This is a genomic window from Microlunatus sp. GCM10028923, from assembly GCF_042666975.1.
GTDB lineage: Bacteria > Actinomycetota > Actinomycetes > Propionibacteriales > Propionibacteriaceae > Microlunatus.
Window position 1 is genome coordinate 145,918 of sequence record NZ_JBHTFF010000007.1, and the last position, 24,632, is coordinate 170,549.

At 70.0% G+C, this 24,632-nt stretch carries 22 protein-coding genes; 6 read left to right on the top strand and 16 right to left on the bottom strand.

Translation table 11 applies throughout. From position 1 onward, the window contains the following. Nucleotides 1–14: 14 nt before the first annotated feature. The 6 genes from ACFQU4_RS18440 to pepN form a co-directional block, all read right to left on the bottom strand. Nucleotides 15–1,049, bottom strand: coding sequence for an ABC transporter ATP-binding protein (locus ACFQU4_RS18440; protein ID WP_377494513.1), 1,035 nt, complete (start codon nt 1,047–1,049; stop codon nt 15–17). Beyond that, a complete protein-coding gene (locus tag ACFQU4_RS18445) occupies nt 1,046–2,143 on the bottom strand; it encodes an ABC transporter ATP-binding protein (RefSeq protein ID WP_377494515.1) in 1,098 nt (365 codons plus the stop codon). The genes ACFQU4_RS18440 and ACFQU4_RS18445 overlap by 4 nt, the downstream gene beginning before the upstream one ends. Nucleotides 2,144–2,155: 12 nt before the next feature. Then, entirely contained in the window at nt 2,156–3,106 is a 951-nt protein-coding gene (locus ACFQU4_RS18450) for an ABC transporter permease (RefSeq protein ID WP_377494517.1), read from the bottom strand. Further along, nucleotides 3,099–4,019: an ABC transporter permease gene (locus tag ACFQU4_RS18455; RefSeq protein WP_377494519.1), complete on the bottom strand. Its 921-nt coding sequence runs from the start codon at nt 4,017–4,019 to the stop codon at nt 3,099–3,101. Before ACFQU4_RS18455 ends, ACFQU4_RS18450 begins: the two co-directional genes overlap by 8 nt. A gap of 130 nt (nt 4,020–4,149) precedes the next feature. Further along, nucleotides 4,150–5,784 (bottom strand): ABC transporter substrate-binding protein, encoded by a 1,635-nt coding sequence (locus tag ACFQU4_RS18460; RefSeq protein ID WP_377494521.1) that lies wholly within the window; start codon nt 5,782–5,784, stop codon nt 4,150–4,152. Nucleotides 5,785–5,953: 169 nt separating this feature from the next. Continuing rightward, nucleotides 5,954–8,443 carry an aminopeptidase N gene (gene pepN, locus ACFQU4_RS18465; RefSeq protein ID WP_377494523.1) on the bottom strand — a complete coding sequence of 830 codons (2,490 nt, stop codon included), beginning with the start codon at nt 8,441–8,443 and terminating at the stop codon, nt 5,954–5,956. Nucleotides 8,444–8,535: 92 nt separating this feature from the next. On the opposite strand from pepN, the gene ACFQU4_RS18470 reads away from it, so the two are divergent. Next, on the top strand, nt 8,536–9,585 hold the full coding sequence (locus tag ACFQU4_RS18470) for a hypothetical protein (RefSeq protein WP_377494525.1): 1,050 nt from the start codon (nt 8,536–8,538) through the stop codon (nt 9,583–9,585). Here ACFQU4_RS18470 and ACFQU4_RS18475 read toward each other — a convergent pair. From ACFQU4_RS18475 to ACFQU4_RS18500, 6 genes are all read right to left on the bottom strand, one after another. Next, nucleotides 9,575–10,303 carry a glycerophosphodiester phosphodiesterase gene (locus ACFQU4_RS18475; protein WP_377494527.1) on the bottom strand — a complete coding sequence of 243 codons (729 nt, stop codon included), beginning with the start codon at nt 10,301–10,303 and terminating at the stop codon, nt 9,575–9,577. The genes ACFQU4_RS18470 and ACFQU4_RS18475 overlap by 11 nt on opposite strands. 72 nt (nt 10,304–10,375) lie before the next feature. After that, the gene (locus tag ACFQU4_RS18480; RefSeq protein ID WP_377494528.1) at nt 10,376–11,227 is read right to left on the bottom strand and encodes an inositol monophosphatase family protein; all 852 of its coding nucleotides are present in this window, start codon (nt 11,225–11,227) and stop codon (nt 10,376–10,378) included. A gap of 28 nt (nt 11,228–11,255) precedes the next feature. Next, nucleotides 11,256–12,302, bottom strand: a complete 1,047-nt coding sequence (locus ACFQU4_RS18485) for a LacI family DNA-binding transcriptional regulator (RefSeq protein ID WP_377494530.1) — start codon at nt 12,300–12,302, stop codon at nt 11,256–11,258. Nucleotides 12,303–12,322: 20 nt separating this feature from the next. Then, nucleotides 12,323–13,135, bottom strand: coding sequence for a carbohydrate ABC transporter permease (locus ACFQU4_RS18490; protein WP_377494532.1), 813 nt, complete (start codon nt 13,133–13,135; stop codon nt 12,323–12,325). Next, nucleotides 13,135–14,097 carry a carbohydrate ABC transporter permease gene (locus tag ACFQU4_RS18495; protein WP_377494534.1) on the bottom strand — a complete coding sequence of 321 codons (963 nt, stop codon included), beginning with the start codon at nt 14,095–14,097 and terminating at the stop codon, nt 13,135–13,137. The genes ACFQU4_RS18490 and ACFQU4_RS18495 overlap by 1 nt, the downstream gene beginning before the upstream one ends. After that, on the bottom strand, nt 14,094–15,317 hold the full coding sequence (locus ACFQU4_RS18500; protein ID WP_377494536.1) for an ABC transporter substrate-binding protein: 1,224 nt from the start codon (nt 15,315–15,317) through the stop codon (nt 14,094–14,096). Before ACFQU4_RS18500 ends, ACFQU4_RS18495 begins: the two co-directional genes overlap by 4 nt. Nucleotides 15,318–15,564: 247 nt before the next feature. On the opposite strand from ACFQU4_RS18500, the gene eis reads away from it, so the two are divergent. Next, on the top strand, nt 15,565–16,773 hold the full coding sequence (eis, locus tag ACFQU4_RS18505) for an enhanced intracellular survival protein Eis (RefSeq protein WP_377494538.1): 1,209 nt from the start codon (nt 15,565–15,567) through the stop codon (nt 16,771–16,773). A 3-nt stretch (nt 16,774–16,776) separates the two neighbouring features. On the opposite strand, the gene ACFQU4_RS18510 is transcribed toward eis, so the two are convergent. From ACFQU4_RS18510 to ACFQU4_RS18520, 3 genes are read right to left on the bottom strand one after another with little or no spacing between them, the layout of a single operon-like run. Continuing rightward, nucleotides 16,777–17,610 (bottom strand): hypothetical protein, encoded by an 834-nt coding sequence (locus ACFQU4_RS18510; protein ID WP_377494540.1) that lies wholly within the window; start codon nt 17,608–17,610, stop codon nt 16,777–16,779. A 29-nt stretch (nt 17,611–17,639) separates the two neighbouring features. Beyond that, nucleotides 17,640–18,656: a hemolysin family protein gene (locus ACFQU4_RS18515; RefSeq protein ID WP_377494542.1), complete on the bottom strand. Its 1,017-nt coding sequence runs from the start codon at nt 18,654–18,656 to the stop codon at nt 17,640–17,642. Further along, nucleotides 18,653–20,017 (bottom strand): hemolysin family protein, encoded by a 1,365-nt coding sequence (locus ACFQU4_RS18520; RefSeq protein WP_377494544.1) that lies wholly within the window; start codon nt 20,015–20,017, stop codon nt 18,653–18,655. Before ACFQU4_RS18520 ends, ACFQU4_RS18515 begins: the two co-directional genes overlap by 4 nt. Nucleotides 20,018–20,104: 87 nt before the next feature. Here ACFQU4_RS18520 and ACFQU4_RS18525 point away from each other — a divergent pair, with 87 nt between their 5' ends. Genes ACFQU4_RS18525 through ACFQU4_RS18535 form a run of 3 tightly spaced genes read left to right on the top strand, consistent with a single transcriptional unit; the run spans nt 20,105 to nt 22,380 of the window. Beyond that, nucleotides 20,105–20,920 (top strand): helix-turn-helix domain-containing protein, encoded by an 816-nt coding sequence (locus ACFQU4_RS18525; protein ID WP_377494546.1) that lies wholly within the window; start codon nt 20,105–20,107, stop codon nt 20,918–20,920. Nucleotides 20,921–20,968: 48 nt separating this feature from the next. Then, nucleotides 20,969–21,328 carry a VOC family protein gene (locus ACFQU4_RS18530; RefSeq protein WP_377494548.1) on the top strand — a complete coding sequence of 120 codons (360 nt, stop codon included), beginning with the start codon at nt 20,969–20,971 and terminating at the stop codon, nt 21,326–21,328. A 44-nt stretch (nt 21,329–21,372) separates the two neighbouring features. Further along, nucleotides 21,373–22,380, top strand: a complete 1,008-nt coding sequence (locus ACFQU4_RS18535; protein ID WP_377494550.1) for an ABC transporter substrate-binding protein — start codon at nt 21,373–21,375, stop codon at nt 22,378–22,380. Nucleotides 22,381–22,389: 9 nt separating this feature from the next. Here ACFQU4_RS18535 and ACFQU4_RS18540 read toward each other — a convergent pair whose 3' ends face one another. Continuing rightward, on the bottom strand, nt 22,390–22,788 hold the full coding sequence (locus ACFQU4_RS18540; protein WP_377494552.1) for a PPOX class F420-dependent oxidoreductase: 399 nt from the start codon (nt 22,786–22,788) through the stop codon (nt 22,390–22,392). Nucleotides 22,789–22,819: 31 nt separating this feature from the next. Between ACFQU4_RS18540 and ACFQU4_RS18545 the strand changes: the two genes are divergently transcribed. Next, nucleotides 22,820–24,628 carry a S9 family peptidase gene (locus ACFQU4_RS18545; RefSeq protein WP_377494554.1) on the top strand — a complete coding sequence of 603 codons (1,809 nt, stop codon included), beginning with the start codon at nt 22,820–22,822 and terminating at the stop codon, nt 24,626–24,628. Nucleotides 24,629–24,632: the final 4 nt, after the last annotated feature.

A 24,632-nucleotide genomic window follows, 5' to 3' on the forward strand; every position in this document is an offset into this window, starting at 1 on the left:
ACCCCGGTCGGCGGTCAGACGACTTCGCGGACCTCGGCGAAGTGGCAGGCGGAGGCGTGTTCACCGGTGCCGTCGGGGCGCAGCACCAGTTGCGGTTGCTCGACGGCGCACCGGTCCTGGGCCCGCCAGCAGCGGGTGTGGAAGCGGCAGCCGGCCGGCGGGTTGGCCGGGCTCGGCACGTCGCCGGTCAGCACGATCTGGTCCCGGCTGTTGCGCAGCGTCGGGTCCGGCACCGGGACCGCCGACAACAAGGCCTGCGTGTACGGGTGCGTCGGCCGCGAGTAGATCTGGTCCTCGTCGCCGATCTCGGCCATGGTGCCGAGGTACATGACGCCGACCCGGTCCGAGATGTGCCGGACCACCGACAGGTCGTGGGCGATGAAGATGTACGCCAGCCCGAGCTCGGCCTGGAGCCGCTCCAGCAGGTTCACCACCTGCGCCTGCACCGAGACGTCCAGCGCCGACACCGGCTCGTCGCAGACCAGGATCTTCGGGTTCAGCGCGAGACCGCGGGCGATCCCGATCCGCTGCCGCTGGCCGCCGGAGAACTGGTGCGGGTAGCGGTTGATGTGCTCCGGGTTCAGCCCGACCAGGTCGAGCAACTCCTGCACCTTGGCCCGCCGCTGCGGCGCCGGCACCACATCGGGGTGGATGTGGAACGGCTCGGCCACGATGTCGCCGACCGTCTTGCGCGGGTTCAGCGACGTGTACGGGTCCTGGAAGATCATCTGGATGTTCCGCCGGGCCCGCCGCCAGGCCGACCCGGACAGCTTGGTCACGTCGACGTCGTCGTACAGCAGCCGGCCGGGGCTCGGCCGGCTGGTGCTGCCGACGTTGCTCCGGAACGGCTCCTCCAGCCCGACCAGCAGCCGGGCCAGGGTCGACTTGCCGCAGCCGGACTCGCCGACGATGCCGAGGGTCTCACCCTTGTGCAGTTCGAACGAGACCCCGTCGACGGCCTTCACGTGGCCCACCGTCCGGCGCAGCACACCGGCCTTGATCGGGTAGTGCTTGTACAACTCCTCGGCGCGCAGGATCACGTCGCTCATCGCAGTTCCCTCCCCTGCTGGGTGGTGTCGGCAAGCTCACTGTTCGTCGGCTCGGCGACGGCGAGGTCCTCCGCGAAGTGGCAGGCGCTGTGCCGGCTCTTGCCGAGCTGGCGCAGCAGCGGCGCCGGTTCCTCCCGGCAGATGTCTTGGGCGTACTTGCAGCGCGGGTGGAAGGCGCAGCCGTCCGGGATGTGCATCAGGTTCGGTGGCAGGCCGCCGATCGCGGCCAGGTCCTGGCCCTTTTGATCCAGTCGCGGGATGGACTCCAGCAGACCCTTCGTGTACGGGTGCTGCGGCTGCGCGTACAGCTCGAACACCTCGGCCGACTCGACGATCTTGCCGGCGTACATCACCGCGATCCGGTCGGCCACGTCGGCCACCACACCAAGATCATGAGTGATCAGGATCAGGCCCATCTTGCGTTCTGCCTGCAGCTCGGCCAGCAGCTGCATGATCTGGGCCTGCACCGTCACGTCCAGCGCCGTGGTCGGCTCGTCGGCGATCAAGATCGCCGGGTCGAGCGCGATCGACATCGCGATCATGATCCGCTGCCGCATGCCGCCGGAGAACTGGTGCGGGAACGCCTTCACCCGTTGCCGGGCGCCGGGGATCTGCACCCGCTCCATCAGCCGGACCGCCTGCTCCAGCGAGTCGGCCCGGTTCATTCCGCGGTGCTTGCGGAACATCTCGGCGATCTGCCAGCCGACCGGGAACACCGGGTTCAGCGCCGACAGCGCGTCCTGGAAGACCATGGCGATCTCGGCGCCGCGGACGGACCGCCGGATCTCCTCGTCCTGGCTCAGCAGGTCGGTGCCGCAGTAGCGCACCTCGCCGCCGGTGACGTAGCCGGGCGGGGTGTCCAGGATGCCCATGATCGCCTGCGCGGTCACCGACTTCCCGGAACCGGACTCGCCGAGGATCGCCAGCGTCTCGCCCTCGCGCAGGTCGAACGAGACGCCGTTGATCGCGTGCGCCACGCCTTCCTTGGTCCGGAACTCGACCTGGAGTTGATCAACCTCGAGCAACACCCCGTCGGTCGGCACCCAGCTGCGCTCGGCCTCGACCGCACGGGTCTCCACGAATGATTCGGTCATCTCTCCCCCTCCTCAGCGGAGCTTCGGATCGAGGGCGTCCCGGACGGCGTCGCCGAGCATGATGAACGCCAGCACCGTGATCGACAGGAACAGGCTCGGGAAGATCAACATGTGCGGAGCCGTCCGGATCAGGCCGATCCCGGACGCGTCGGAGATCGCCTGTCCCCAGGAGATCGCCGGCGGTTGCAGGCCGATGCCGAGGAACGACAGCGTGCCCTCGGTGGCGATGAAGACGCCGAGGTTGATCGTCGCGACGACGATCACCGGGGCCGCCGCGTTCGGCAGGATGTGCTGGAAGATCAACCGAGCCGGGCTGGCGCCGAGTGCGCGGGCCGCCTGGACGTAGTCGTTCGGCTTCACCTGGAGCACGCTGGAACGCATCACCCGAGCGGTCTGCGGCCAACTGATCAAGGTCATCACCAGGACCACCTTGCCGACCAGTTGCAGGTACGGATCGCCGGCATGGTTGGGGAACTGGTAGAGGAACAGCAGGCCGCCGAGGATCAGCGGGATGGCGAAGAAGATCTCGCCGATCCGGGACAGCACCGCGTCCACCCAGCCGCCCAGGTAGGCACCGATCGTGCCCAGCCCGCCGCCGATGATCACGGTCAGCACGGTGGTCAGCAGGCCGACGATCAACGACGACCGGGCGCCGTGGATGGTCCGGGAGTACACGTCGTACCCCTGCGAATCCATGCCGAACCAGGCCTTGTCGAACGACGGTGATTCCCGGGCCCGGCGCAGGTCGGCGAAGTTCGGATCGGTCTGGGTGAACAGCTGCGGCACGATCGCCATCAGCAGGATGATCACGATCAGGCCGGCGGAGATCCAGAAGATCGGATTGCCGCGCAGCTCCCGCCAGGCGTCGGACCACAGCGACCGGGCCTGCTGGCCGCCGCCCGGCCCGCCGACCTGCTCCGCCTGGCCCGGGGCGAGCAGCGGAATCGACGTCGTGTCAGCCATGACCGATCCTCGGGTCGAGCACCCCGTACAAGATGTCCACGATCAGGTTCATCAACAGATAGACCAGCACCAGCACCACCACGGCCCCGACCACCGAGACGCCGTCCTTCTGGTTGACGCTGCGGAAGATGAAGCCGCCGATGCCGTTGATGTTGAAGATCCGTTCGGTGACCACCGCGCCGCCCATCAGGGTGCCGATGTCGGTGCCGACGAAGGTCACCACCGGGATCAGGGAGTTACGCAGCGTGTGCACGCCGATCACCCGCCGGTTGGTCAGGCCCTTGGCCTTCCCGGTCCGGACGTAGTCGGAGCGGAGGTTCTCCACCAGCGAGGCCCGGGTCAGCCGGGACACGAAGGCGACCGACAACGTGCCGAGCACGAAGCCGGGTAACAGCAGTTGGTAGAGCGTGCCCTGGGTCGACGTCACCGGGAAGATGCCGAGTCGGACGCCGAACACGAGCTGGGCCAGCGTGCCGATCACGAACACCGGCACCGCGATCACGCAGAGGGTGCTGACCAGGACCAGGTTGTCCAGGAAGCGGCCCTTGCGGATGCCGGCCAGGACGCCCGCCGTGATGCCGATCAGGACCTCACAACTGATCGCGATCACCGTCAGGGTGATCGTCGTGGGATACCGGATCGCCAGTTCGTGGGCCACCTCGTTGCCGTAGAAGTTGGTGCCGAGGTCACCCTGCAACAGCTTGCCGATGTAGAGCACGTACTGCACCAGCAGCGGCTGGTCGAGGTTGTACTCCTCGGTGAACTTGGCGACGTAACCGGGCTGGCAGGGTCGCTCGCCGCAGCGGCCGGCGATGGGATCGCCGAGGCCGAAGACCGCAAGGTAGAGAACGAAGATCGTGCCCAAGAAGACCGGGATCATCTGCAGTACCCGGCGCACGATGAAGGTTGCCATCCGCGCATCCCCTTTTCAGGTTGACGTGACCTGAGCATGCCGAAACGGGTGAGCTTCGACAAGCTGAGGCACGTGGGTCACGGGAATCGGCCGAGGGGCGGTGGGTTCACCACCGCCCCTCGGCCGTCCGTCACTGCTTGACTTCGATCTGGGCGTAGTCGATGACGCCGAAGGCGTTCGTCTCGACGTTGGTCACCCGGTCGGACCAACCGATCACGGCCGCGTCGTACCAGGTCGGGAAGGCGGGCAGGTCCTCGACCAGCTTCGCCTCGGCATCCTGGTAGAACTTGTTGGCCTCGTCGGTCGTCTTCGCCGCGTTGCCCTTCTGCAGATCGGCCTGGAACTCGGGGTTGTCGTACCGGACATCGTTGGACGACGCGCCCTTGGCGTAGATCGGGGCGAGGAAGTTCTCGATGCTCGGGTAGTCCATCTGCCAGCCCTGCCGGAAGATGCCCTTGCGCTCCTTCTTGTTCAGCTGGTCACGCAGGGTCTTGAAGTCCGGCGTGATCTCCACGGCGCAGTCGATGCCGAGGGAGTTCTTCAGCGAGTTGCAGACAGCCTCGGCCATCGGCTTGTGGCCGCCGTCCTGGTTGACGCCGAAGGTCAGCGTGCCCTTGTAGCCGCCGGCCTTGTCGTACAACGCCTTGGCCTTGGCCGCGTCGAACGTGCACCATTCACCGCAGGCGCCGGCCTTGTAGCCGTTCACCACCGGGGAGACGAAGCTGTCGGCCGGGGTACGGCTGCCGTTGTAGATCTGCTTCGTGATCAGGTCCCGGTCGATCCCCATCGAGATGGCCTGGCGCAGGTCCTTGTTCTTGAACTGCTCGTCGACCGGCGAGAAGCCGATCGCCTGGATCACGCCCTGCTCGCGGACCAGCCAGCGATCCGGCAGGTCGGACTTGTACAGGTCGTCCACCATCGAGTCGGGCGGGATGATGTCGGTCGCGTCCAGGTTGCCGCCCTGCACGTCGCGGTACGCGGCGCCCGGGTCGTTGTAGATCCGGAAGGTGATCTTGTCCGGCTTGCCCTTGAACTCACCCGAGTAGTCGGCGTACTTGCTGAAGACGTACTGGGTGTCGTCGATCATCTCGGCCTGGTACGGGCCGGCGCCGATCGGCTTGGTCTTGAAGCTGTCCGGGTTCTCGAAGAACGCATCCGGCTGCGGCGCGAAGGCCGAGTAGCCGAGACGGACGACCAGGTTGGAGACCGCGCCGGTGGTCTTGATCGTGAACGTGTAGTCGTCGACGACCTTCAGGCCCGACAGCTTGTCGGTCTTCGGCTTCGGCGAGCACTCCTCGTTCGGGCAGGAAACCTCGGCGTAGCCCTCGATCGGCTCGAAGAAGTAGCTGCCCTGCTGGCCGTTGGCCCCAGCAGCGGTGTAGTTCCAGGCATCGACGAAGTTGTGAGCCTTCACCTCGGTGCCGTCGTGGAACTTGTAACCCTGCTTGAGCTTGACCGTGAAGTTGAGGTTGTCCGTCGTGTCGATGCTCTCCGCGATGTCGTACTCCGGCGTCGCATCCTTGAGCGCGTAGTGCATCAACTTCGAGGTCAGCAGGTCGAGCATGTTGCCCCCACACACCTCGGCCGTGTTGCCTGCGACGAGCGGATTCTGCGGCGTGCAGCCGCGGACCGTGATCTCGCCCCCCGTGGTGGCGGCCCCGCTCTGGCCGGGGTCAGTGGGTGTTCCGCCGCTTCCGCAGGCTGACGCGATGAGCGCCAGACTGCCGATCGCCGCGGCGATCGCTGCGCGAGCTCTTCCTCGCATGGAACGTCTCCTCCTCCAGATGGCGCCCGGATCGCGGGCGCGAAAGGACCGCGCCTCCTGACCGCGCGGCTTGACCATTTCTAGGCCATCGTCGTCCATCACCGCAAGGCGTGGTGCCAATCACGGTGGACGCGAAACAAGATTGTGACCACAGGGTCTGTTATCGATATCAGCCGAACCGCCGCCTGGCCGCGACTGCGCGCCGGAGCCGGTCGGTGCCGTCGATCAGGGCTCGCCGGAGCGGATCCGCGAGGCCGTCGCCGGCCAGGGTCTGCTCGGCCAGCGCCAGGATCTCCTCGCTCACCGCCAGGTACGGATACGCCAGCTCCGCGGTCCGGCCGAGGGCCCAGCCGGTCCGGAAGCCTGCCGTCGCGCCGATCTCGTCGAAGTAGCGTCGTACGTAGTCAGCGGCCAGTTCGTCCTGATCGGGCCGGAAGAACCCCTCCGCTGTGGCGTACACCTGGTAGGCCGAGCCGGTGGACGGCCGCAGCAGCAACTCCCAGGCGGCCGCCTTCGCCTCCGCCGTCGGCAGCGCCGCGCGGGCCCGGGCCGCGTGCTGCTCGGCGAGCGCCGACCGGTCGGCCGCCAGCCGCTCCTCGATCAGTCCCGCGTCACCGGTCAGCTCGCTGAGCCGGGACACGAGGCCCCAGCTCAGGTCCTGGTCCAGCTCCAGCCCGGCCGGCAGCGTTTCGCCGCCGAGCCAGCCGCGCAGCAGTTCCGGGTCGGCCGCGGTCGGGATCGCCGCCCGGAACGCCAGCAGCTGCCGGTCCGACCCGGCCGCGGCGGCGGCCATCGCGGCCAGCGTCACCCGGTGCAGTTCGGCCTGCCGGGCGGCCCGCTCGGCCGGCGGGCAGTACGGCCCGGTCAGCTCGGTCCGGGCGAACCGGGCCATCGCCTCCCAGACCACGTCCTCGGTCTCGGCCGGCAGTGCGGCCAGGATCAGCCGCAGGGCCTCGGCCGGATCGAGCGCCGCGTCGCGGACCGCGTCCCGGGCGGCGTTGAAGACGACCAGCCGGATCGCCGGGTCGGTGATCCCGCCGATCACCGCGGTCAGCCGCGGCCAGTCCCCGCCGTCGAAGGCGATCTTGGCCCAGGTCTCGTCGGCCGCGTCGGGCACGATCAGGCCCTTCGACCGGCTCAGGGCCGGGTGCGGGGTGCCGGCGAGCTGGATCCGGGTCCGTTCCGCCACGGCGCCACCCTCGTCCAGCCGGGCCACCTCGATCGCGTGGGTCCGGTCGGCGGGGTGGTCGGCGGGTGCGATCCGCCGGACCGCGCCGTCGGCGACCGCGAGGGTGTCCAGGCCGGAGGTGCGCAGCCAGTTCGCGGCCCAGCGGTCGAGGTCGACCGCGCCGGCCCGGGTCCAGGCCGCGATCAGGTCGGCGAACTCGGCGTTGCCGTACGCGTGCCGGGCGAAGTAGTCCTTCAGGCCGCCCAGGAAGACGTCGTCGCCGAGATAGGCGACCAGTTGCCGGAGCACCGCGGCGCCCTTGGCGTAGGAGATGCCGTCGAAGTCCTGCAGCGCGGCCTGCGCGTCGGCCGAGCCGTTGCCGGCGACCGGGTGCGTCGAGGGTGCCTGGTCCGCGATCCGGCCCCAGTCCTTCCGGATCCCGAACTCCATCCAGAGCGGGTAGCGCGTCGCGTCGGTGCAGCAGCGGTGCGCGACGTACTCGGCGAACGACTCGTTCAGCCACAGGTCGTCCCACCAGGTCATCGTGACCAGGTCGCCGAACCACTGGTGGGCCATCTCGTGCGCGATCAACCCGGCCCGGCCGGCCCGCTGCGCGGTGGTCGCCCGGGAGCGGTAGATCAGCTGGTCGCGGATCGTGATGCAGCCCGGGTTCTCCATCGCGCCGGCGTTGAAGTCGGGGACGAACGCCTGGTGGTACTCGCCGAACGGATAGCGGACGCCGAACGTGCGGTGGTAGTAGTCGAACGCCTGGCTGGTCACCTCGATCAGGTCCTTGGCCTCCGCCTGCAGTTGCTCGCCCAGCGACGCGCGGACGTGGAAGCCGAGCTCGATTCCGTCGTGCCGATGCCGTACGGAGGCGTACGGACCGGCGACCAGGGTGACGAAATAGGTGGACAGCGGACGCTCCTGGACGATCCGCCAGCGACCCGGTCCGACCTTCTCCGCCGGGCCGTTGCCGATCACCGTCCACTCCTCCGGCGCAGTCACCTCGAACGCGTACGGCGACTTCAGGTCGGGCTGGTCGAAGCAGGCGAACCAGCGCGGCGCGGCGTCCAGGAACGACATCGCATAGAGATAGGTATGCCCGTCGGCCGGGTCGACGTGCCGGTGCAGGCCCTCCCCGTCGCTGGAGTACGCCATCTCACCGCTGACCACCACCGTGTTGGCCTCGGCCAGGCCGGTCAGTTCGATCCGGCCGTTGCGCCAGCTCTCGGCCGGCAGCGCGGTCCCGTTCAGGGTGGCCGAGATCAGCCGGCGGCCCTTGAAATCAAGGAAGGTCCGACCGCCCGGGGTGGCCCGGAAGTCGATCGTCGTGGTGGAGGCGAAGAGCTCACCGGCCGCACCCTCCAGCGTCGCGGAGGTGAGATCGAGGTCGACCCGCATCGACGTCACGGTGATCATGGACGCCCGCTGCTCGGCCTCGGACCGGAGCAGGCTGACGGGATCGGTTTCACTGGTGTCGGCTCGCACACCCGAAACCTACCTTTGGGACGAATCGTTCCCGGCGCCAGCCGGTTTCAGTAGTGTTCAGGTCCATGGCGGAAACCCGGCGGATGTCGCCCATGGCACTCTCGATGCGCAAGCGCAGCCTGCTGGTCTGGGGCATCGTTCTCATCGTCGTCTGGGCGGCGATCACCATCCCGGTCACCCTGGTCTACAGCAGCGACCCACTGGAACGGGTCGGCATGGTGATCGCCCTGCAGATCTTCATCGGCATCCTCGCCCTGCTCGGCGTGATCTTCCTGATCGTCGGGATCTCCGGCGAGATCAGGTCGAAGAGCTTCAACCGGCGGGACTGGGCGCTGGCCGACGCGCTGCACGAGTCGCTCGGCGAGTTGTGGCACGAGCCGTCGGAGCTGGCGTACCGGGTCGCCGAGGGCGACGCCACCATCAGCAACGCCCGGCTGGTCGAGATCGAGCGGCACTTCGACTCCCAGACCGAGGGCGCGATCAACGGCACGATGAGCCACCAGCTGCGGATGTTCGGCACCTCCTTCTCGAGTTCGTACGGCAGCGCCCGGGCCACCGGGCCGCGGACGGCGTCGATGAGCTCCTCCTCGGCCGGCGTCTTCTCCGGCTCGATCCGCGGGCTCAGCCAGGTCAATCTCAACGTCAGTACGACGACCCGGAACAACCTGATGGGCGACGCCCTGTTCGCGGTCTTCGAGGCGGCCGGCCCGGCCGGCCATCGGGACACGTACCGGGTGATCAGCATGTCCCAGCCCGGGGTGGTCGGCTGGCTCCGGGAACTGATCGGGTTCGCGGCCAACCAGGTCGGCGGACCGCGGACCCACGCCGGCGGCACCGTACTCAGCTGGTCGGACAACCTGACCAACCGCTTCGCGCCGGGCGACATCTCCTATGTGACCGACCGACTGAAGGCCCTGCAGAGCCGGCCCGCCGAGGAACGCGAGACCGTCACCGTCTTCGGCAGCGCGTCCGGCCGCAACGCCGTGATCGCCACCGCGCTCTCGATCGGCGGCACTCAGCAGCTGAGCATGATGCCGTCCCGCTTCCCCGAACTGTTCGGCCGCGCCCTCGCCATCGGCGTCGCCAACGGCGAGCAGCGGCTGGCCGGCCGCCCGGCGGTCCAGCAGAGCATCACCGGCTGAGTTCCGTGCCCGGCCAGGTCGGGAAGCGGGTCAGGAACTCGTCCGATCCCCGGAGCAGTTCGCGCGCGTAGCGGGGCCAGTTCGACGCCGACGCGTCGAGGTCGAGGTCGACGATCCGGCGCACGTCGGCCGGTCCCTCGATCAGCGAGCCCTCCACCCGGAGACCGTCCCGGTGCAGCTCGTCGACAAGATCACGAGTCAGCCGGGCGAAGGGAACCAGGACCGTCGACGCACCGATCCGCCGGACCTCGGCTCGCCAGTCGCTGTCCGGATCGGGTACGTGCAGCCCGACGCCCCGGGTGCCGCCGGGATCGTCCGCCGCATACTCTGCGAGCGAGAGCGGGTCGAAGCTCGTGATCACGCAGCGCGCCCGGTCGGTATCGGGGCGCCCTGCCAGTAGCGCGGCCAGCGGACGGGCCGCCGCGAGCGCCTTGATCTCCACCCGGAGCAGCACGGTCGTCGCGTCGAGGGTCTCCTCCAGGGTCGGCACCCGCTGGCCCTCGCCCAGGTCGACGCTGCGAACCTGCTCGAGGGTCAGGTCCTCGACCGGGGTGCGCAGGTACGGACTCGCGCCGGCCGCCGTGCGTTCGAGGGTCCGGTCGTGCAGCACGACGAGCGCGCCGTCCCTGGTCAGCTGGACGTCGAGTTCGATCTCGTCGACGCCGACCTGTTCCGCGCTGGCGAACGACCGGAGCGTGTTCTCCGGGGCGTCGGCCATGTTTCCGCGATGCCCGGCGAGGACGAAGCTGCGGGGTGGGTTGGTGATGATGCCTCCTAGGTCAGGTGCGGGCTAGGTCAGGTGCGGGGTGATCGAGGCCGCCAGGGCGGGTTGGGCGGCGAGCAGCAGGGGCGTCCGGGGCGAGTCGGTCCCGCCGCGGACCCGCGCTCCGGCCCGGGTCGCGACGAGGGCCGCGGCCGCGTAGTCCCAGACCGGGAGATCCCAGAGCAGGAAGGCGTCGAGGCGGCCCTCGGCGACGCCGCAGAGTTCCAGGGACGCGGCGCCGTTGAGCCTGAAGTCACGAATCAGCGGCGCCAGCCTGGCCATGACCCGGACGACGCGCTCGCGCCTGCCGAGGTCGTACGGGAAGCCGGTCGCGACCAGGGCATCGGCGAGCGGCGCCGGATCGCCGAGCCGCAGCTCTTGACCGTTGCGGACGGCGGGTCCGTCGGCGGTCGCGGTGTACTCGACGCCGAGCTCCGGCGCGAGGACGCAGCCGGCCAGGGCGCGCCGGCCGCCGTCGGGCTCGCGGACCGTCGCGGCGATCGAAACCGCGTAGTAGGGCGAGCCGTAGAGGTAGTTGACGGTGCCGTCGATCGGGTCGACGACCCAGGTGATGCCGGAGGTCCCCTCGCTCGGATCGCCTTCCTCACCGAGGAATCCGTCGTCCGGGCGGGCCGACCGGAGCCGGGTCCTGATCAGCGTCTCGACCGCGGTGTCGGCCTGGGTGACGATGTCGAGCCGGTTCGACTTGGTCGACGCGACGTCGATGCCGCCGGCGCGCAGTTCGGCCGCGAGGTCACCGGCCTCGCGGGCCGTACGTCGGGCAAGGTTCAGGAGGTGTGCGGGGTCGTGGTTCGTCACGTCGGATGCCGTTCCGTAGATGATCTTGCTGCGATGGACGCGGAGCGCCGGCGCAGGCACGGGAGGTCGTGCCGCGGCCGGGTCCGGGTCAGGACGTGGGTGCCGGACCGGTGGTACGGCCGACGACCAGCTCGCCGGGCAGCAGGCTGCCGCCGGCGTCCACGGTCTCGCCCCGGACCAGCCGGTCGACGAGATCCGCGGCCGCGGCCGCCATCGCCGCCGCCGGCACCCGGTAGGTGGTCAGACCGACCGCCTCATGATCGAACGGCGGCAGCCCGTCGAAGCCGGCCACCGAGAGCTCGCCGGGGATCGCGATCCCCAGCCGCGCGGCCGCCGCCAGCACGTCGAGGGCGACGAAGTCGTTGTTGCACAGGACCGCTGTCACCCGGTCCCGGACCAGGCCGGCGACGAGGTCGGAGAGATCCGTGTCGGGCTGCACGGTGACGACCCGGTGCCGAACGCCCCGGGTCGCCAGGTGGCGTTGCATCTCCTCGATCCGGACCCACTGGGTCGGCGACTGCTCGGGCGGCACCGCGGTCAGCGCCACCGAGGTGTGCCCGTGGGCGAGCACCTGATCGACCAGCACCAGCCCGTCCTTCGGGTCGGGAGCGACGAACGGCACCTCGGGGTTGTCCGGCTGGCCGATCTGGCCGACCAGCACCAGCGGCACCCGGGCCGCGACGCGACGGATCGTCAGCGGGTCCACCACCGGGGTGGCCACCACGATCCCGGCCGTCCGGAGACCGACGAGCACCATCAGCGACTGGTAGTTGGCGTCGTCGGTCTGATCACCGGAGGCGACCGACAGCACCTCGTAGCCGCGCCGGTCGGCCTCGCCGTCGAACGCCTTGGCCAGGTGGCCGTAGAAGGGTGAGTCCGAGTTCCGCAGGAAGAGCCCCAGCATCGCCGGCGACGGCGCCGAGAGGCTGCGCGCGATCCGGTTCGGGACGAAGTCGAGCTGGCGGATCGCCTGTTGCACCTTCTCCAGGTTCTCCGGGCTGACCCCCGGCTGCCCGAGCAGGGCGCGCGACGCGGTCGACTTCGACACTCCGGCCAGCGTGGCGACGTCGCGGATCGTGCTCGCCTTGCGCGGGCTCTGCGATCCGCCGTCGCGGGAATCGGGGCCGGCAGGCATGGGCCCCATGCTATCGGCGATCATTTCAGCCCACTGCGGGCAACGCTGGCGATGAAGCGCCGCTGCAGCACCAGGAAGATGATGATCATCGGCAGGGCGGCGAGCACACCGGCGGACATCAGGACGTTGTAGTCCGTGGTGTACGTGCCGCGCAGCAGGGCCAGTCCCGGCCCCAGGGTGAGCTTCTCGACGGACCGGTTGACGACGATCGGCCACAGCAGTTCCTTCCATTCGGCGAGCACGGTCAAGATCGACAAGGTGATCAGGCCGCCCCGGGCGATCGGCGCGACGATGGTGATCAAGATCCGCGGATGGGAGGCGCCGTCCATCCGGGCCGCCTCGATCAGTTCCCGCGGGACCCCGCGGAAGAACTGGTACAGCAGGAACACCCCGAACACGTCGAAGATCGACGGCAGGAACAGGGCCACGATCGTGTTGGTGAGGCCGAGCGCGGAGATGATCGCGAAGTTCGGGATGACGAAGATGTCGCCCGGGACCATGATCAAAGCGAGGACGGCGACCAGGATGGCCCGGGCACCGGGAACCTTGATCACCGCGAGCGCGTACGCGGCCAGGGTGCAGACGACCAGGGTCCCGGCCACCCGGCCGGCCGAGGCCAGGACGGTGTTGCCCAGCAGGGTCGCGAACGGGATCCGGTCGAACACCTCGCGGACTCCCTCCAGGGTCGCGGGCGCCGGGATCACCTGCGGCGGAACGAGCAGGGTCTGGGCCGGCGTCATCAGGCTGGTCGCCACCATCCAGGCGAACGGGACCAAGATCAACAGCCCGACGGCCCCGGCGACCGCGTAGGTCCACCCACGGGTGCCGGTCATCAGCCGTCCTCCCCGTAGTGGACGAACCGCCGCTGCAGCCGGAACAGGACGACCGACACGGCCAGGATGAGCACGAACAGCAGCAGCGAGACCGCCGAGGCGTAGCCGCGGTCACCGATGTTGAGGAACGCGAGCTGGTAGTAGTAATAGACGGCGGTGAGTCCGTAGTTCACCGAGGCGGACTGCTCGGGCGGCAGCAGGACGTACGCGACGTCGAACAGCTTGAGCGTGCTGATCGTCGTGGTGAGAACCACGAAGAACAGCGACGGGCTGAGCAGCGGCAGCGTGATCAGGACGAACCGGCGCACCGGCCCGGCGCCGTCGATGGTGGCGGCCTCGTAGACCTCCGCCGGGATCTCCTGCAGGCCGGCGTAGAGGATGATCGCGGGAACGCTGAAGGACAGGAAGATCACGATCACCGTGATCACCACGGTGACACCGACCGCGGTGCCGAACCAGCTGACCGGCGTTCCGCCGAGGGCCTGGATCACGGCGTTGACGAGACCGTACCGGGTCTGGAACAGCCAGCCGAACAACAGGATCGCCGCCGTCGGGAGACACACCGCGGGCAAAAAGATCACGGCCCGGAACACCGACTGGCCGAGGAACCGGTGCTGCATCAGGGTCGCGCAGAGCAGCGCCACCAGGACGACGCCGGGGACGACGAAGGCGCAGAACTTGACGGTGTTGATCAGCGCGATCCGCAGCTGCCCGTCGGCGAGCAGCTCCTGGTAGTTGGCCGCCCCGATGAACTTCGCCCGGCCGAAGGCGCCGGCCTGGTGGAACGAGAGCCAGACGTTGTAGCCGAAGCCGTACCCGCGGAAGACCAGCAGGCCGACGAACAGGGGCACCAGGAACAGCAGCCCGACCCGGGCGTCCCGGCGTCCGGCGGGCCGCCGCCGGACCGGGCGGGGCCGGGCCGCCGGCGTTCGCACCGGACGTTCCAGCGTCGCGCTGGTCATTGCAGCGACCTGGTCAGGATGGCGTCGGCCCGGCTCGCCGCCTCGGCCACGGACAGCTCCCCGGCGTAGTACGGACCGGCCACCGTGCTCTCGATCTCCGGCATCACGGCCCGGGTGGCTGGGAACTCCGTGGTGGTGCGGAGATAGCTCTGCTCCAGCGTCACCTCGAACGTCTCGCGGACCCCGTCGATGGTGCCGTTCGCCTCGTAGTAGGCGGCCTTCACGTCGGCGGAGACGTTCGCCGCGAAGCTGGCGCCGCCCTCGACCTGCAGCCTGGCGCCCTCGTCGGAGGTGAGGAACTTGATCAACTTCCAGGCCGCGTCCTTCTGCCCGGAGTTCGCGTTCATGACGTACGACAGCCCGTTGGTGTCGGTCGCCCTGGACCCGTCGACCGCCGGCTGCGGAACCATCCGGAAGGTGCCGCGGGGTACGTCGGCCTGCGCCAGCAGGGACAGCTGCCAGGAAGGGATCTTCGCCATCGCGAGGCTGCCGGAGATCAGCGACGAGGTCGCGTTGAAGTCGGCCGAGTCCTTGACCGGCGGGATCAGCTTCCGGTCCTGCAGGTCCTTGATCATCTCGAACGACCGGATCCCCTGCGGCGAGGACACCGAGCCCCGGCCGTCCTTGATCACGGTGCCGCCGAGCGCGTGGACCAGACTGCCGACGCCGCGGTTGAAGTCGTAGTTGTAGAACATCGGCACGTCGGCCGACGACGTCTGCTTCGCCTTGAGCTCGGTGGCGACCCGGATCATGTCGTCCCAGGTCCAGTCGGCCGTCGGAACCTCGCTCACTCCGAGCTTCTCGAACACCGCCGTGTTGTAGACGAAGGTCCAGACGTCCTGATCCTTCGGCATCCCGTACTGCTGGCCGTCGAAGTTGTACAGGTCCACCAGCTGCTTCGGGTACGTGTCCAGGGACACCTGGTCCCGCTCCAGGTACGCGTTCAACGGCTCCAGCGCCCCGCCCTCGACGTAGCTCGGCGCCCGCGAGCTCTGCCACATCACGTCGGGACCTTCGCCGGCGCCCAGCGAGGCGTCGAGCTTCGTGTAGTACTGGTCCTCCGGGACCTGTTCCAGCTGGACCTGGAGGTCCGGATTGGCGGCCTCGAACGCGTCGACGGCCCGCTGTACCCCGGCCGTCTGGGCGGGATCCCAGATCATCAGGCTGAGGGGACCTTCGTTGTCCGCCGGGGTCGCCGAGCAGGCGACCGCTGCTGCCACCGAGGCCAGGACCGTGACCAGGGCGAGAATTCTGTGGGGATGAGGGAAACGGCGCATCGTGGTGCCTTCCGACGAAACGTGGATGCCGAACCTTCGGCCAAACTGGGACCGGTCCCGGGACCGGTCCCAAGCGGGACGCTACCACACCGTTCCGGCCCTGCGGCCGGGCGTTGAGCGATGTTCACCGCCGCTTCATCCGCCGGGTGCCGGGTGCGGCGCCGGGCGGTTGATCGGTTAGCTTCTGCACGTGACCGTGACCGTGCGACCCCTGACTTCCGAGGACGCCGAGGCGTCCCGTCGGCTCGGCTGGGAGGCGTTCGGTGCGCCCAGCACGCCGCCGACCGAGCCGGCGTCGATCGCCGGCGACGGCAAGGCCTGGTACGGGGCGTTCGTCACCGGGGCCGACGGGACCGAGCACCTCGGCGCCCGGATGCTGGATCGGTTCTTCGACTCCTGGTTCGGCGGCCGGCGGGTGGCGACGGCCGGGATCGCCGGTGTGACGACCGCGGCCGAGGACCGCGGCCAGGGCCTGCTCTCGCCGCTGTTCGCCGAGTTGCTGGCCGGCGCCCGGAAGCGTGGCGCGGTGATCTCGAGCCTGTTCCCCACCGCGCCGAAGATCTACCGCCGGTTCGGCTACGAGGTGGTCGGTGACCTGCTCGAGGTCGAGGTGCCGGCCACCTCACTGGCCGGCGTCGAGGCTCCCGCGACCGGACGGGTGCGCCGGGCGATCGCGGCGGACCTGCCGGCGATCTTCGACTGCTACACGGCCTGGGCCGCCGCGCAGCAGGGTCCGCTGACCCGCGACGGCGCCGCCTTCGCCGGCCAGGTCGAACAACTGCTGTCCGAGTTCACCGGCGTCACGGTGGCCGAAGACGATCATGGAAAGCTCGTCGGGTACGCGCTCTGGGACCGCGGCCAGGGCTACGGCCCGGGCTCCATGATCACCGTGGACGAGCTGATCGCGAGCACGCCGGACGGCTACCGCGGCCTGCTCCGCACCCTCGGCTCATTCTCCTCGGTGACGCCGACGATCAAGCTCGGCAGCTCGGGCTTCGACGCGGTCCGGGCGATCCTGCCGGCGCTGGACTGGCAGGTGGTCAAGCGCAGCCCGTACATGATCAACGTGATCGACGTCGCCGGGGCGCTGTCCCGCCGCGGCTACCACTACGGCTACGAGGCCGTGCTCGACTTCGCGGTCGCTGATCATTTCGTGGCCGGCAACAACGGCGCCTACCGGCTCCGGATCGCCGGTGGCCGCGGCCGGTGCGAACGGTCCCACGCCGAGCCGGACCAGCGGGTCTTCACCGCCCGCGGGCTGGCCGCTCTGTTCACCGGGGCGCTGCCGCTCGCCGAGCTCCGGACCACCGGCCTGCTGACCGGCGGCGACCCAGCCACCGATTCGGCCTGGGACGGCGCGTTCGGCGGGCCGGCCGTGCAGATCCGGGACTACTTCTGACGATCACTGACCACAGGCGGCCCGGGAGCCGGGCAGGGCGTTGATCAACAACTTCCGCGGCTCACCGGCGACGGTCCACTGGCCGAACCGGTTCCGCAGCGAGGCCTGATAGACCTGCTCCGCCTCGGGCCCGCGCAGTTCGCCGCAGGCCGTACCCCGGAACGACTTGCTCCCCTCGGTCAGGAACCGGTCCGGGTCGGGCCCCGGCCACGGCTCGGCCGTGCCCTTGTCCCGGCCATGCCGGCGCTGCTCGTACACGAAGATCAACTCCGGCCGGTACGGCTGCCAGGCCGCGTCGCCGGCTAGTGACTCGGCGTTGTCGATCAAGGATCGCAGCAGGTCACGGCGGCCCCGCAGCCACGGGGACATTCCCTTCTCCATCTCCGGACCGAACGCGTACGCCTGGTGCCGCATCGGCTCCCCCGTCCCGTGCAGTCGGAGGCTCAGCGAGCCGGCGTCCGTGACCCGGGGCGAGCCGAAGTCGAGCTCGCGGTCCAGCCCGGCGGCCCGGGCCCGCTCGGCGAGCCCGGCCACGAGTTCCGGATCGATCATGGTCTGCCGGTAGCCGCGGTGCCAGCCGTCCTGGTAGTTCTGCTCCTCGGCCATGATCAACCGGCCGTCCCCGTACGCCAGCAGCCAGGGTGCCGTGGTGGCGTACAGCTCGGACGGAGCCAGCCCGCCCACGCCGTACGTGATCTCCAGGACGAGCTGGTCCGGCGGCAGCGGATGGGCGCGGACCGGGTCGTTCGGGAGCCCGGTCGTGCCGAACACCGAGCACGCCCCGAACAGCGCGGCCAGCACCATCGCCGCGAGCACCTTGATCATCACCCTGGTCACGGCCCGATTATCCGCTGCCGGGGTTCGGCTCAGCCGCTGATGGTGCCGACCAGTTCCTCGAGGATGTCCTCGAGCGCGACCAGGCCGAGGGTCGACCCGTCCGGCCCGGCGACCCGCGCCAGATGGACGCCCTGGCCCTGCAGGGTGCGCAGCGCCCGGTGCAGCCGGGTGTCCGGCGCGACGGTGATCAGGCCGCGGATCCGGTGCTCGGGCACCGGCCGGTCCGGCGCGTCGGAGCCGAGCACGTCCTTGACGTGCAGGTAGCCGACCACCTCGCCGTCGCGGACCATCGGGTAGCGGGAGAAGCCGGTCTCGGCACAGAGCCGTTCGATCTCGGCCGGCGTGGTCTCGGGCGAGACCGTGAGCAGCCCGTCCAGCGGCAGCATCACCTGGCCCACCGTGTGCTGTTCGAACTCGAGCGCGCCGGAGACGAGGCCGTACTCGTCGGCGTCGAGGAGACCCTCCCGGCGCGACTCGTCGACCAGGCCGGTCACCTCCTCGTGGGTGTACGTCGAGCCGACCTCGTCCTTCGGCTCGACCCCGAACAGCCGTACCGCCCCGTTGGCGATCGCGTTCAGCGCGACCACGAACGGCCGGAGCAGGAAGATCACCACGAGCATGAACGGGCCCAAGATCAACGCCGCCCGGTCCGGCCCGGCCAGGGCGATGTTCTTCGGCACCATCTCGCCGAGCACGACGTGACACCAGACCACCAGCAGCGTCGCCAGCACCAGGGCGATCGGGTGCACCAGGAACTCGGGGATCCCCACCGCGAGGAAGAGCGGTTCGATGGCGTGGGCGATCACCGGTTCGGACACCGCGCCGAGCCCCAGGGTGCACAGGGTGATGCCGAGCTGGGCGCCGGCCATGGCCAGGCTGACCTGTTCCATCGCCCGGATCGCCATCCGGGCCGACCAGCGGCCGCGTTCGGCGAGCGGCTCGATCGTCGCCCGGCGGGCCGAGACGAGCGCGAACTCGGACGCGACGAACAACGCGTTGGCGAACAGCAGCGCGATCGTCAGCGCCACTCCGGCCCAGAAGCTCATCGCCGGTCCTCCCCCGCCATCGGGTCGACGACGGTCAGCCGGAGCCGGTCGATCCGGCGCCGGACGACCTGCTCGACCCGCAGCTCGACCTCGACCGGTTCGGGAACGAACTCCTCCGACCGCTGGGCCCGTTCACCGCGCACCCGGACCGTGTCGCCGGGGGCGGCGATCCGGCCCAGCCGGTGCAGCACCAGGCCGGCGATGGTCTCGTAGTCGGAATGTTCCGGCAGCACGATGCCGGTCCGTTCGGTCACCTCGTCCGGCCGGAGCAGCCCGGACAGGGTCCAGTTGCCGGCCCGGGCGCTGACCGAGGTCGCCAGCCGGTCGTGCTCGTCGGCGATCTCACCGACGATCTCCTCGACCAGGTCCTCCAGCGTGACGATGCCGTCGTTGCCGCCGTACTCGTCGACGACCAGGGCGAACTGGTGCGGCGCCGCCCGGAGTTCGGCCAGCAGCGGGTCCAGCTCGATCGTGTCCGGGACCCGCGGCACCGGCTGGATCAGCTCGCCGAGCCGTACCTGATCGCGACGGCTTGCCTCGATCTGCAGCGCCTGCCGCAGGTGGACCAGGCCGAGCACGTCGTCGGCGTCCCGGCCGAGCACCGGGAACCGGGAATGGCCCGATTCCCGGGTGGCCCGGATCAGGTCGGCCGCCGAGTCGCCGGCCCAGAGGAAGCGGACCCGGACCCGCGCGACCCGTACGTCCGCGGCGGTCCGGTCACCGAAGGCGATGCTCCGGTCCACCAGGTCGGCGGTCGGCCGGTCCAGCGCCCCTTCCGACGCGGACCGGCGGATCAGATAGCGCAGCTCGTTCGGCGAACGGGCCGACCGCAACTCCTCCTGCGGCTCGATCCCGTTGAACCGCAGGATCGCGTTGGCGGCGCCGTTGAGCAGCCGGATCGGCCACGCCATCGCCTTGGTGAACGCCCGCATCGGCAGCTGGGTCAGTGCGGCGATCCGCATCGGCAGCGCCAGGGCGAGGTTCTTCGGGATCAGCTCGCCGAGCAGCATCGTGATCACCGTGCTGCCGAACAGGGCGACTGCCAGCGCGATCGCGCCGATCGCGGTCTCGTCCAGGCCCGCGATCCCGCCGAGCGGCCGTCGCAACAGAGTCGCGATCGCCGGCTCGGCCAGATAACCGATGGCGAGGTTGGTCAGCGTGATGCCCAGCTGGGCACCGCTGAGCTGGGTGGACAGGGTGCTCAGGGCCCGGCCGACACCGGCCGCGCCCCGCTCACCCGCCTGGGTGGCCCGGTCGACGGTGGCCCGGTCGACCGTGACGAAGGCGAACTCCGCGGCGACGAACACGCCACAGGCCAGCATCAACAGCAGGGAGACGGCCAGCAGAATCCACTCGGTCATCGCGGCTGGCTCGCGGTACGCAGATCGGTCAAGGTCCCGCGATTCTAGCCGTTGGCCCGGTACGGCCTCGAATGGCAGGCTGGCCAGGTGACCCTGCACGGACGCGCACCGCACCGGCCGGAACTGGCCGGCATCGTGCAGCGCCTCTGGTACGTGGAGAATCCCGGCTCCGGCGGGCTCGAGGTGAAGCTGCCGACCGGCACCGCGCAGCTGTTGATCAACCTCGGCGGCGACCGGCTCAGCTGCGGTGCGGCGGACCGGCGGCAGACCGTCGGACCGCTCGCCCTGGCGCCGATCAGCTCCGGCCCGGAAGTCCTGGACCGGTCCGAGCAGCGCCGGCTGGTGGGCGTGGTGGTCCGGCCCGAGGCGGTCGGCGCGCTGGCCCGGATCCCGGCCGACCGGATCGGCCCGCTGACCGCCCTTGATCAACTCTGGGGTACCTGGTCCGACCGGTTGCGCGACGTCGCCGAGCCGGCGACCGGCGGTCCGGCCGTGCTGGACCGGATCGAGGCGGAACTGGCCGGGCTGGTCCGGTCCGACGCCGACGTCGCCGCCGACCCGCTGGTCCGGCACGTGATCACACGACTGCGCCGGAATGAACGGATCGGCACGATCGGCGACCGGGTCGGGCTGAGCCAGTCCGCCTGGACCCGCCGGTTCCGGGCCGCGGTCGGCCTGACCCCGAAGCGCTACCAGCGGGTGCTCCGGCTGGAGCAGGTGATCACGCTGGCCCGGACCGCCGGAGCGGACGGGGTGGACTGGGCCGATCTTGCGGTGCGGGCCGGCTACTTCGACCAGGCGCATCTGGTCGGCGACTTCACCGAGCTGACCGGGACCTCGCCGGGCCGCTGGTTCCGCTGCGGTACCGACGCCGCGTTCCATGGGCCACTGCCCGTACGTTGACGAATTTCTCCAAGACCCCGGGCCGCGGCACCGGCGATGCTGTTGATCATGAACTTCACCAAGCTCACGCCCTACCTGCGCTACCCGGACGGCGACGCCGCGGTGGCCTGGCTGACCCGGGTGCTCGGCTTCGGGCCGGCCCGCTGCGCCCGGGACGAGAACGGCGCCTGGTACGAGGGTGACCTCGCCGTCGGGGACAGCAAGATCGCCATCAGCGGCGGCGGTACCGCCGGGAACGCGTACCTGATCATCTCCGTGCCGGACGCCGACGCCCAGTACCGCAAGATCATCGAGGCCGGGGTCGAGATCGACGAGCCGCAGGACAAGCCGTACGGTCCGCGGACGGTCACCGTCACCGACCCCTGGGGCAACGTCTGGGACTTCTGGCAGGGCGAGGCCGAGTTCTGATCATGGTGCGGGGCGCCGGAAGCTCTTAGGTTAGCCTTAGCAACATGCATTCTGCTCGCAGCCTCACAGTTCTGCTGCTCACCGTCCTCGCCCTGCTGGCCGTACCGGCCTGCGCCGCGACCACCGCCGGCCCCACCGACACCGGCAGCGCGCCGGCGGCGAGCGACGACGGCGCCTTCCCGGTGACCATGACGCACAAGTTCGGTACGACGACGATCGAGGCGCGGCCGCAGCGGGTCGTCACGGTCGGGTTCAACGACCAGGACTTCGCCCTCGCGGTCGGCGTCGAGCCGGTCGGGGTACGGGAGTTCCTGGGCTACCCGGCGCCCGACCGGCCGTGGGCTCCCGAGGGTGTCCGGGGCAAGCAACTGCCCACCGTCGGCAGCCAGGACCTCGACCTGGAGGCGATCGCGAAGCTGGAGCCCGACCTGATCCTCGGCATCAACTCCTACATCGACGACGAGGCGTACGGCCTGCTCAACGGCATCGCCCCGACCGTCGCGCAGACCGCCGACTACGCCGAGGGCGCGACGCCGTGGGACCAGCAGACCGAGCAGACCGGCCGGGCCCTCGGCCGGACCGAGCAGGCGACCAAGATCATCGCGGAGACCAAGGCCGCCTTCGAAGCGGCGATCAGCGAGCACCCCGAGTTCGCCGGGAAGCGGGCCGGGTTCCTGCTCGGTTCCAGCGCGGCCGGGTTCTACAGCCTCGGCACCGACGACTACCGCACCGGCTGGCTGACCGAGCTCGGCTTCGAGCTGGACCCGAAGGGCGGCGAGATCAGCTACGAGAAGTTGGACACGCTCGACCGCGACGTGCTGCTCGGCGAGGGCGTCGCCGAGGCCGACCTGAAGCGCGACCTGGTCCAGCAGCTGAAGGTCGTCAAGGAGGGCCGCTACGTCGGGCTCGGCGCCTTCGACGACGACTTCGCGGCCGCCCTCGGCTTCAACTCGCCGCTCAGCCTGCCGTTCCTGCTCGACATCGCGGTGCCCCGGCTGGCCGCCGCCACCGACGGCGACCCGGCGACCGAACCGGCCGCCTATCCCGAGTGAGGACCATGATCATCGGGCCGCGTAGCCGGTGACCCGGGTCGGCGTGACCCGGACGATCACCCGGACGAAGCCCTCCGGGTCGGGGTCCTTCGGCTTGCCGTCGTACTTCCAGGAAAGCTTGTCGTCGAAGGCGAATCCGCCCTCCTCGGTGATCGTCGCGGTGCCGCGGATTTCGGCGTAGTGCTCCGGATCGGCCAGGTCGAAGATCGTGATGCTGACCCGCGGGTCGCGGCGCAGGTTGCGGTCCTTCTGCCGGCCGGCGACCGTACAGAACAGCACGTCGTCGCCGTCCCGGTCGATCCACATCGGCGAGGTCTGCGGCGCTCCGTCCGGATTCACCGTAGCCAGCACGGCGTAGTTGCGTCCGTCGACCAGCGCACGGACCTTCTCGTTCAGGGTCACGGTCATCCGGCCAGGCTAGGGGCGCTAGGTTAATCGTGTGACACGCGATCCCCAGTCGATCATCACCGCGCTGCTCGACCTGCAGGCCTGGCAGGTCTTCGACATCGATCCGGACGGCCGGATCCTGGCCGGCAACGACGCGCCGGGCAGCCTCCAGCTGGTCGAGCTGGCGCCGGACGGCAGCCGGACCCCGCTGACCGACCTGCCGTCCCGGTGCTCGGGCCGCTATCTGCCCGGCTCCTCGCCGCGCCAGGTGGTGGTGCAGCACGACACCGACGGCGACGAGCGGATGCAGCTCTCGCTGCTGACCGTCGAGCCGGGCCGGGACCCGTACCGGCTGGACGAGCTGACGCCGCTGGTCAACGACCCGGACTACATGCACGTCCTGCAGGACGTCACCGACACCGCGGTGATCTACTCGACCAACCGCCGCAACGGGGTCGACATGGACGTGATCGTCCGCGACCTGGCCGACGGCACCGAAACGATCTTGTACGACGGCGGCGGCTACGTCGCGACCGTCGTCGCGTCGCATGACCAGCGCAGTGTCGCCGTCAGCACGCTCTCGCTGCGGCCGGCCAGCACGGCGGTCTTCCTGGCCGGCGCCGAGTCCGGCCCGGTCACCGACCCCGACGAGCACGCCCACCACGGGCACCTGGCCTGGGCCGCCGGCGACGACGCCCTGATCATGAGCTCCAACCATGATCGCGAGTTCAACGCCGTGGTCCGGGTGTCCCTGGACGGCACGGCCTGGCAGCACCTGGTCGCCGCCGACGATCATGATCTGCTGGTGGACGTCTCGCCGGACGGTACGGCGCTCGCGGTCGGGCACCTGGTCGATGGGGCGGTCACGATCAGCGTCCACGACGCCGACGGCACCCACCGGGCCGACGTGACGACGCCGGAGGACGGCATCCCCACCATCGTCTGGGCGCCCGACTCGTCGGCGTTCGCGATGCAGGTCAGCTCGCCGACCGACCCCGGCTCGATCTTCCGGGTGGATGCCAGGACCGGCGCGACGACCTTGATCATCGACGGCCGGGCCCAGCTGCCGGCAGACCTCGAGCTGTCCCCGCCGAGCATCCACCGGGTGCCGACCGCCGACGGCGAGCAGGTGCCCTGCTTCGTCCACCGGCCGCCCGCCGGCGCCGATCCGAAGCTGGCCGGGGCCTCGGTGGTGCACATCCACGGCGGCCCGGAGAGCCTGGCGATGCGGATCTTCAGCCCGGTCATCCAGGCACTGACCGCGGTCGGCCTGACCGTGCTGGTGCCGAACGTGCGCGGCTCCGACGGGTACGGCAAGCGCTGGGTGAGCCTGGACGACGTCGAGCTGCGGCTGGATTCGGTGGCCGACCTGGGCGCGTTGCACGCCTGGTTGCCGGACCTGGAGCTCGATCAGGATCGCAGTGCGCTCTGGGGCGGCTCCTACGGCGGCTACATGGTGCTCGCCGGGGTCACCATGCAGCCCACGCTGTGGGCGGCCGGCGTCGACATCGTCGGCATCTCGTCCTTGATCACCTTCCTGGAGAACACCTCGGACTACCGGCGGGCGTACCGGGAGCGCGAGTACGGCCGGCTGGACACCGATCGGGAGTTCCTGATCAAGGCCTCGCCGATCACGTACCTTGATCAACTCACCAGCCCGCTGTTCATCATCCACGGCGCGAACGATCCGCGGGTGCCGCTGTCCGAGGCCGAGCAGATCGCCGCGGCCCTGGACGAGCGGGGCATCCGGAACGAGCTCAAGGTGTACGCCGACGAAGGGCACGGGCTGGCCAAGCGGGCCAACCGGGCCGACGCGTACCCGGCGGCGATCGCCTTCCTGTCCGAACTTCTGGCTCGCTGACGAT

What these genes read in the sequence shown, in the direction of transcription:
- ACFQU4_RS18440 (WP_377494513.1), bottom strand. Translation starts at nt 1,049, where the DNA reads ATGAGCGACGTGATCCTGCGCGCCGAGGAGTTGTACAAGCACTACCCG.
- ACFQU4_RS18445 (WP_377494515.1), bottom strand. Translation starts at nt 2,143, where the DNA reads ATGACCGAATCATTCGTGGAGACCCGTGCGGTCGAGGCCGAGCGCAGC.
- ACFQU4_RS18450 (WP_377494517.1), bottom strand. Translation starts at nt 3,106, where the DNA reads ATGGCTGACACGACGTCGATTCCGCTGCTCGCCCCGGGCCAGGCGGAG.
- ACFQU4_RS18455 (WP_377494519.1), bottom strand. Translation starts at nt 4,019, where the DNA reads ATGGCAACCTTCATCGTGCGCCGGGTACTGCAGATGATCCCGGTCTTC.
- ACFQU4_RS18460 (WP_377494521.1), bottom strand. Translation starts at nt 5,784, where the DNA reads ATGCGAGGAAGAGCTCGCGCAGCGATCGCCGCGGCGATCGGCAGTCTG.
- ACFQU4_RS18470 (WP_377494525.1), top strand. Translation starts at nt 8,536, where the DNA reads ATGGCACTCTCGATGCGCAAGCGCAGCCTGCTGGTCTGGGGCATCGTT.
- ACFQU4_RS18475 (WP_377494527.1), bottom strand. Translation starts at nt 10,303, where the DNA reads ATGGCCGACGCCCCGGAGAACACGCTCCGGTCGTTCGCCAGCGCGGAA.
- ACFQU4_RS18485 (WP_377494530.1), bottom strand. Translation starts at nt 12,302, where the DNA reads ATGCCTGCCGGCCCCGATTCCCGCGACGGCGGATCGCAGAGCCCGCGC.
- ACFQU4_RS18490 (WP_377494532.1), bottom strand. Translation starts at nt 13,135, where the DNA reads ATGACCGGCACCCGTGGGTGGACCTACGCGGTCGCCGGGGCCGTCGGG.
- ACFQU4_RS18495 (WP_377494534.1), bottom strand. Translation starts at nt 14,097, where the DNA reads ATGACCAGCGCGACGCTGGAACGTCCGGTGCGAACGCCGGCGGCCCGG.
- ACFQU4_RS18515 (WP_377494542.1), bottom strand. Translation starts at nt 18,656, where the DNA reads ATGAGCTTCTGGGCCGGAGTGGCGCTGACGATCGCGCTGCTGTTCGCC.
- ACFQU4_RS18520 (WP_377494544.1), bottom strand. Translation starts at nt 20,017, where the DNA reads ATGACCGAGTGGATTCTGCTGGCCGTCTCCCTGCTGTTGATGCTGGCC.
- ACFQU4_RS18530 (WP_377494548.1), top strand. Translation starts at nt 20,969, where the DNA reads ATGAACTTCACCAAGCTCACGCCCTACCTGCGCTACCCGGACGGCGAC.
- ACFQU4_RS18535 (WP_377494550.1), top strand. Translation starts at nt 21,373, where the DNA reads ATGCATTCTGCTCGCAGCCTCACAGTTCTGCTGCTCACCGTCCTCGCC.
- ACFQU4_RS18540 (WP_377494552.1), bottom strand. Translation starts at nt 22,788, where the DNA reads ATGACCGTGACCCTGAACGAGAAGGTCCGTGCGCTGGTCGACGGACGC.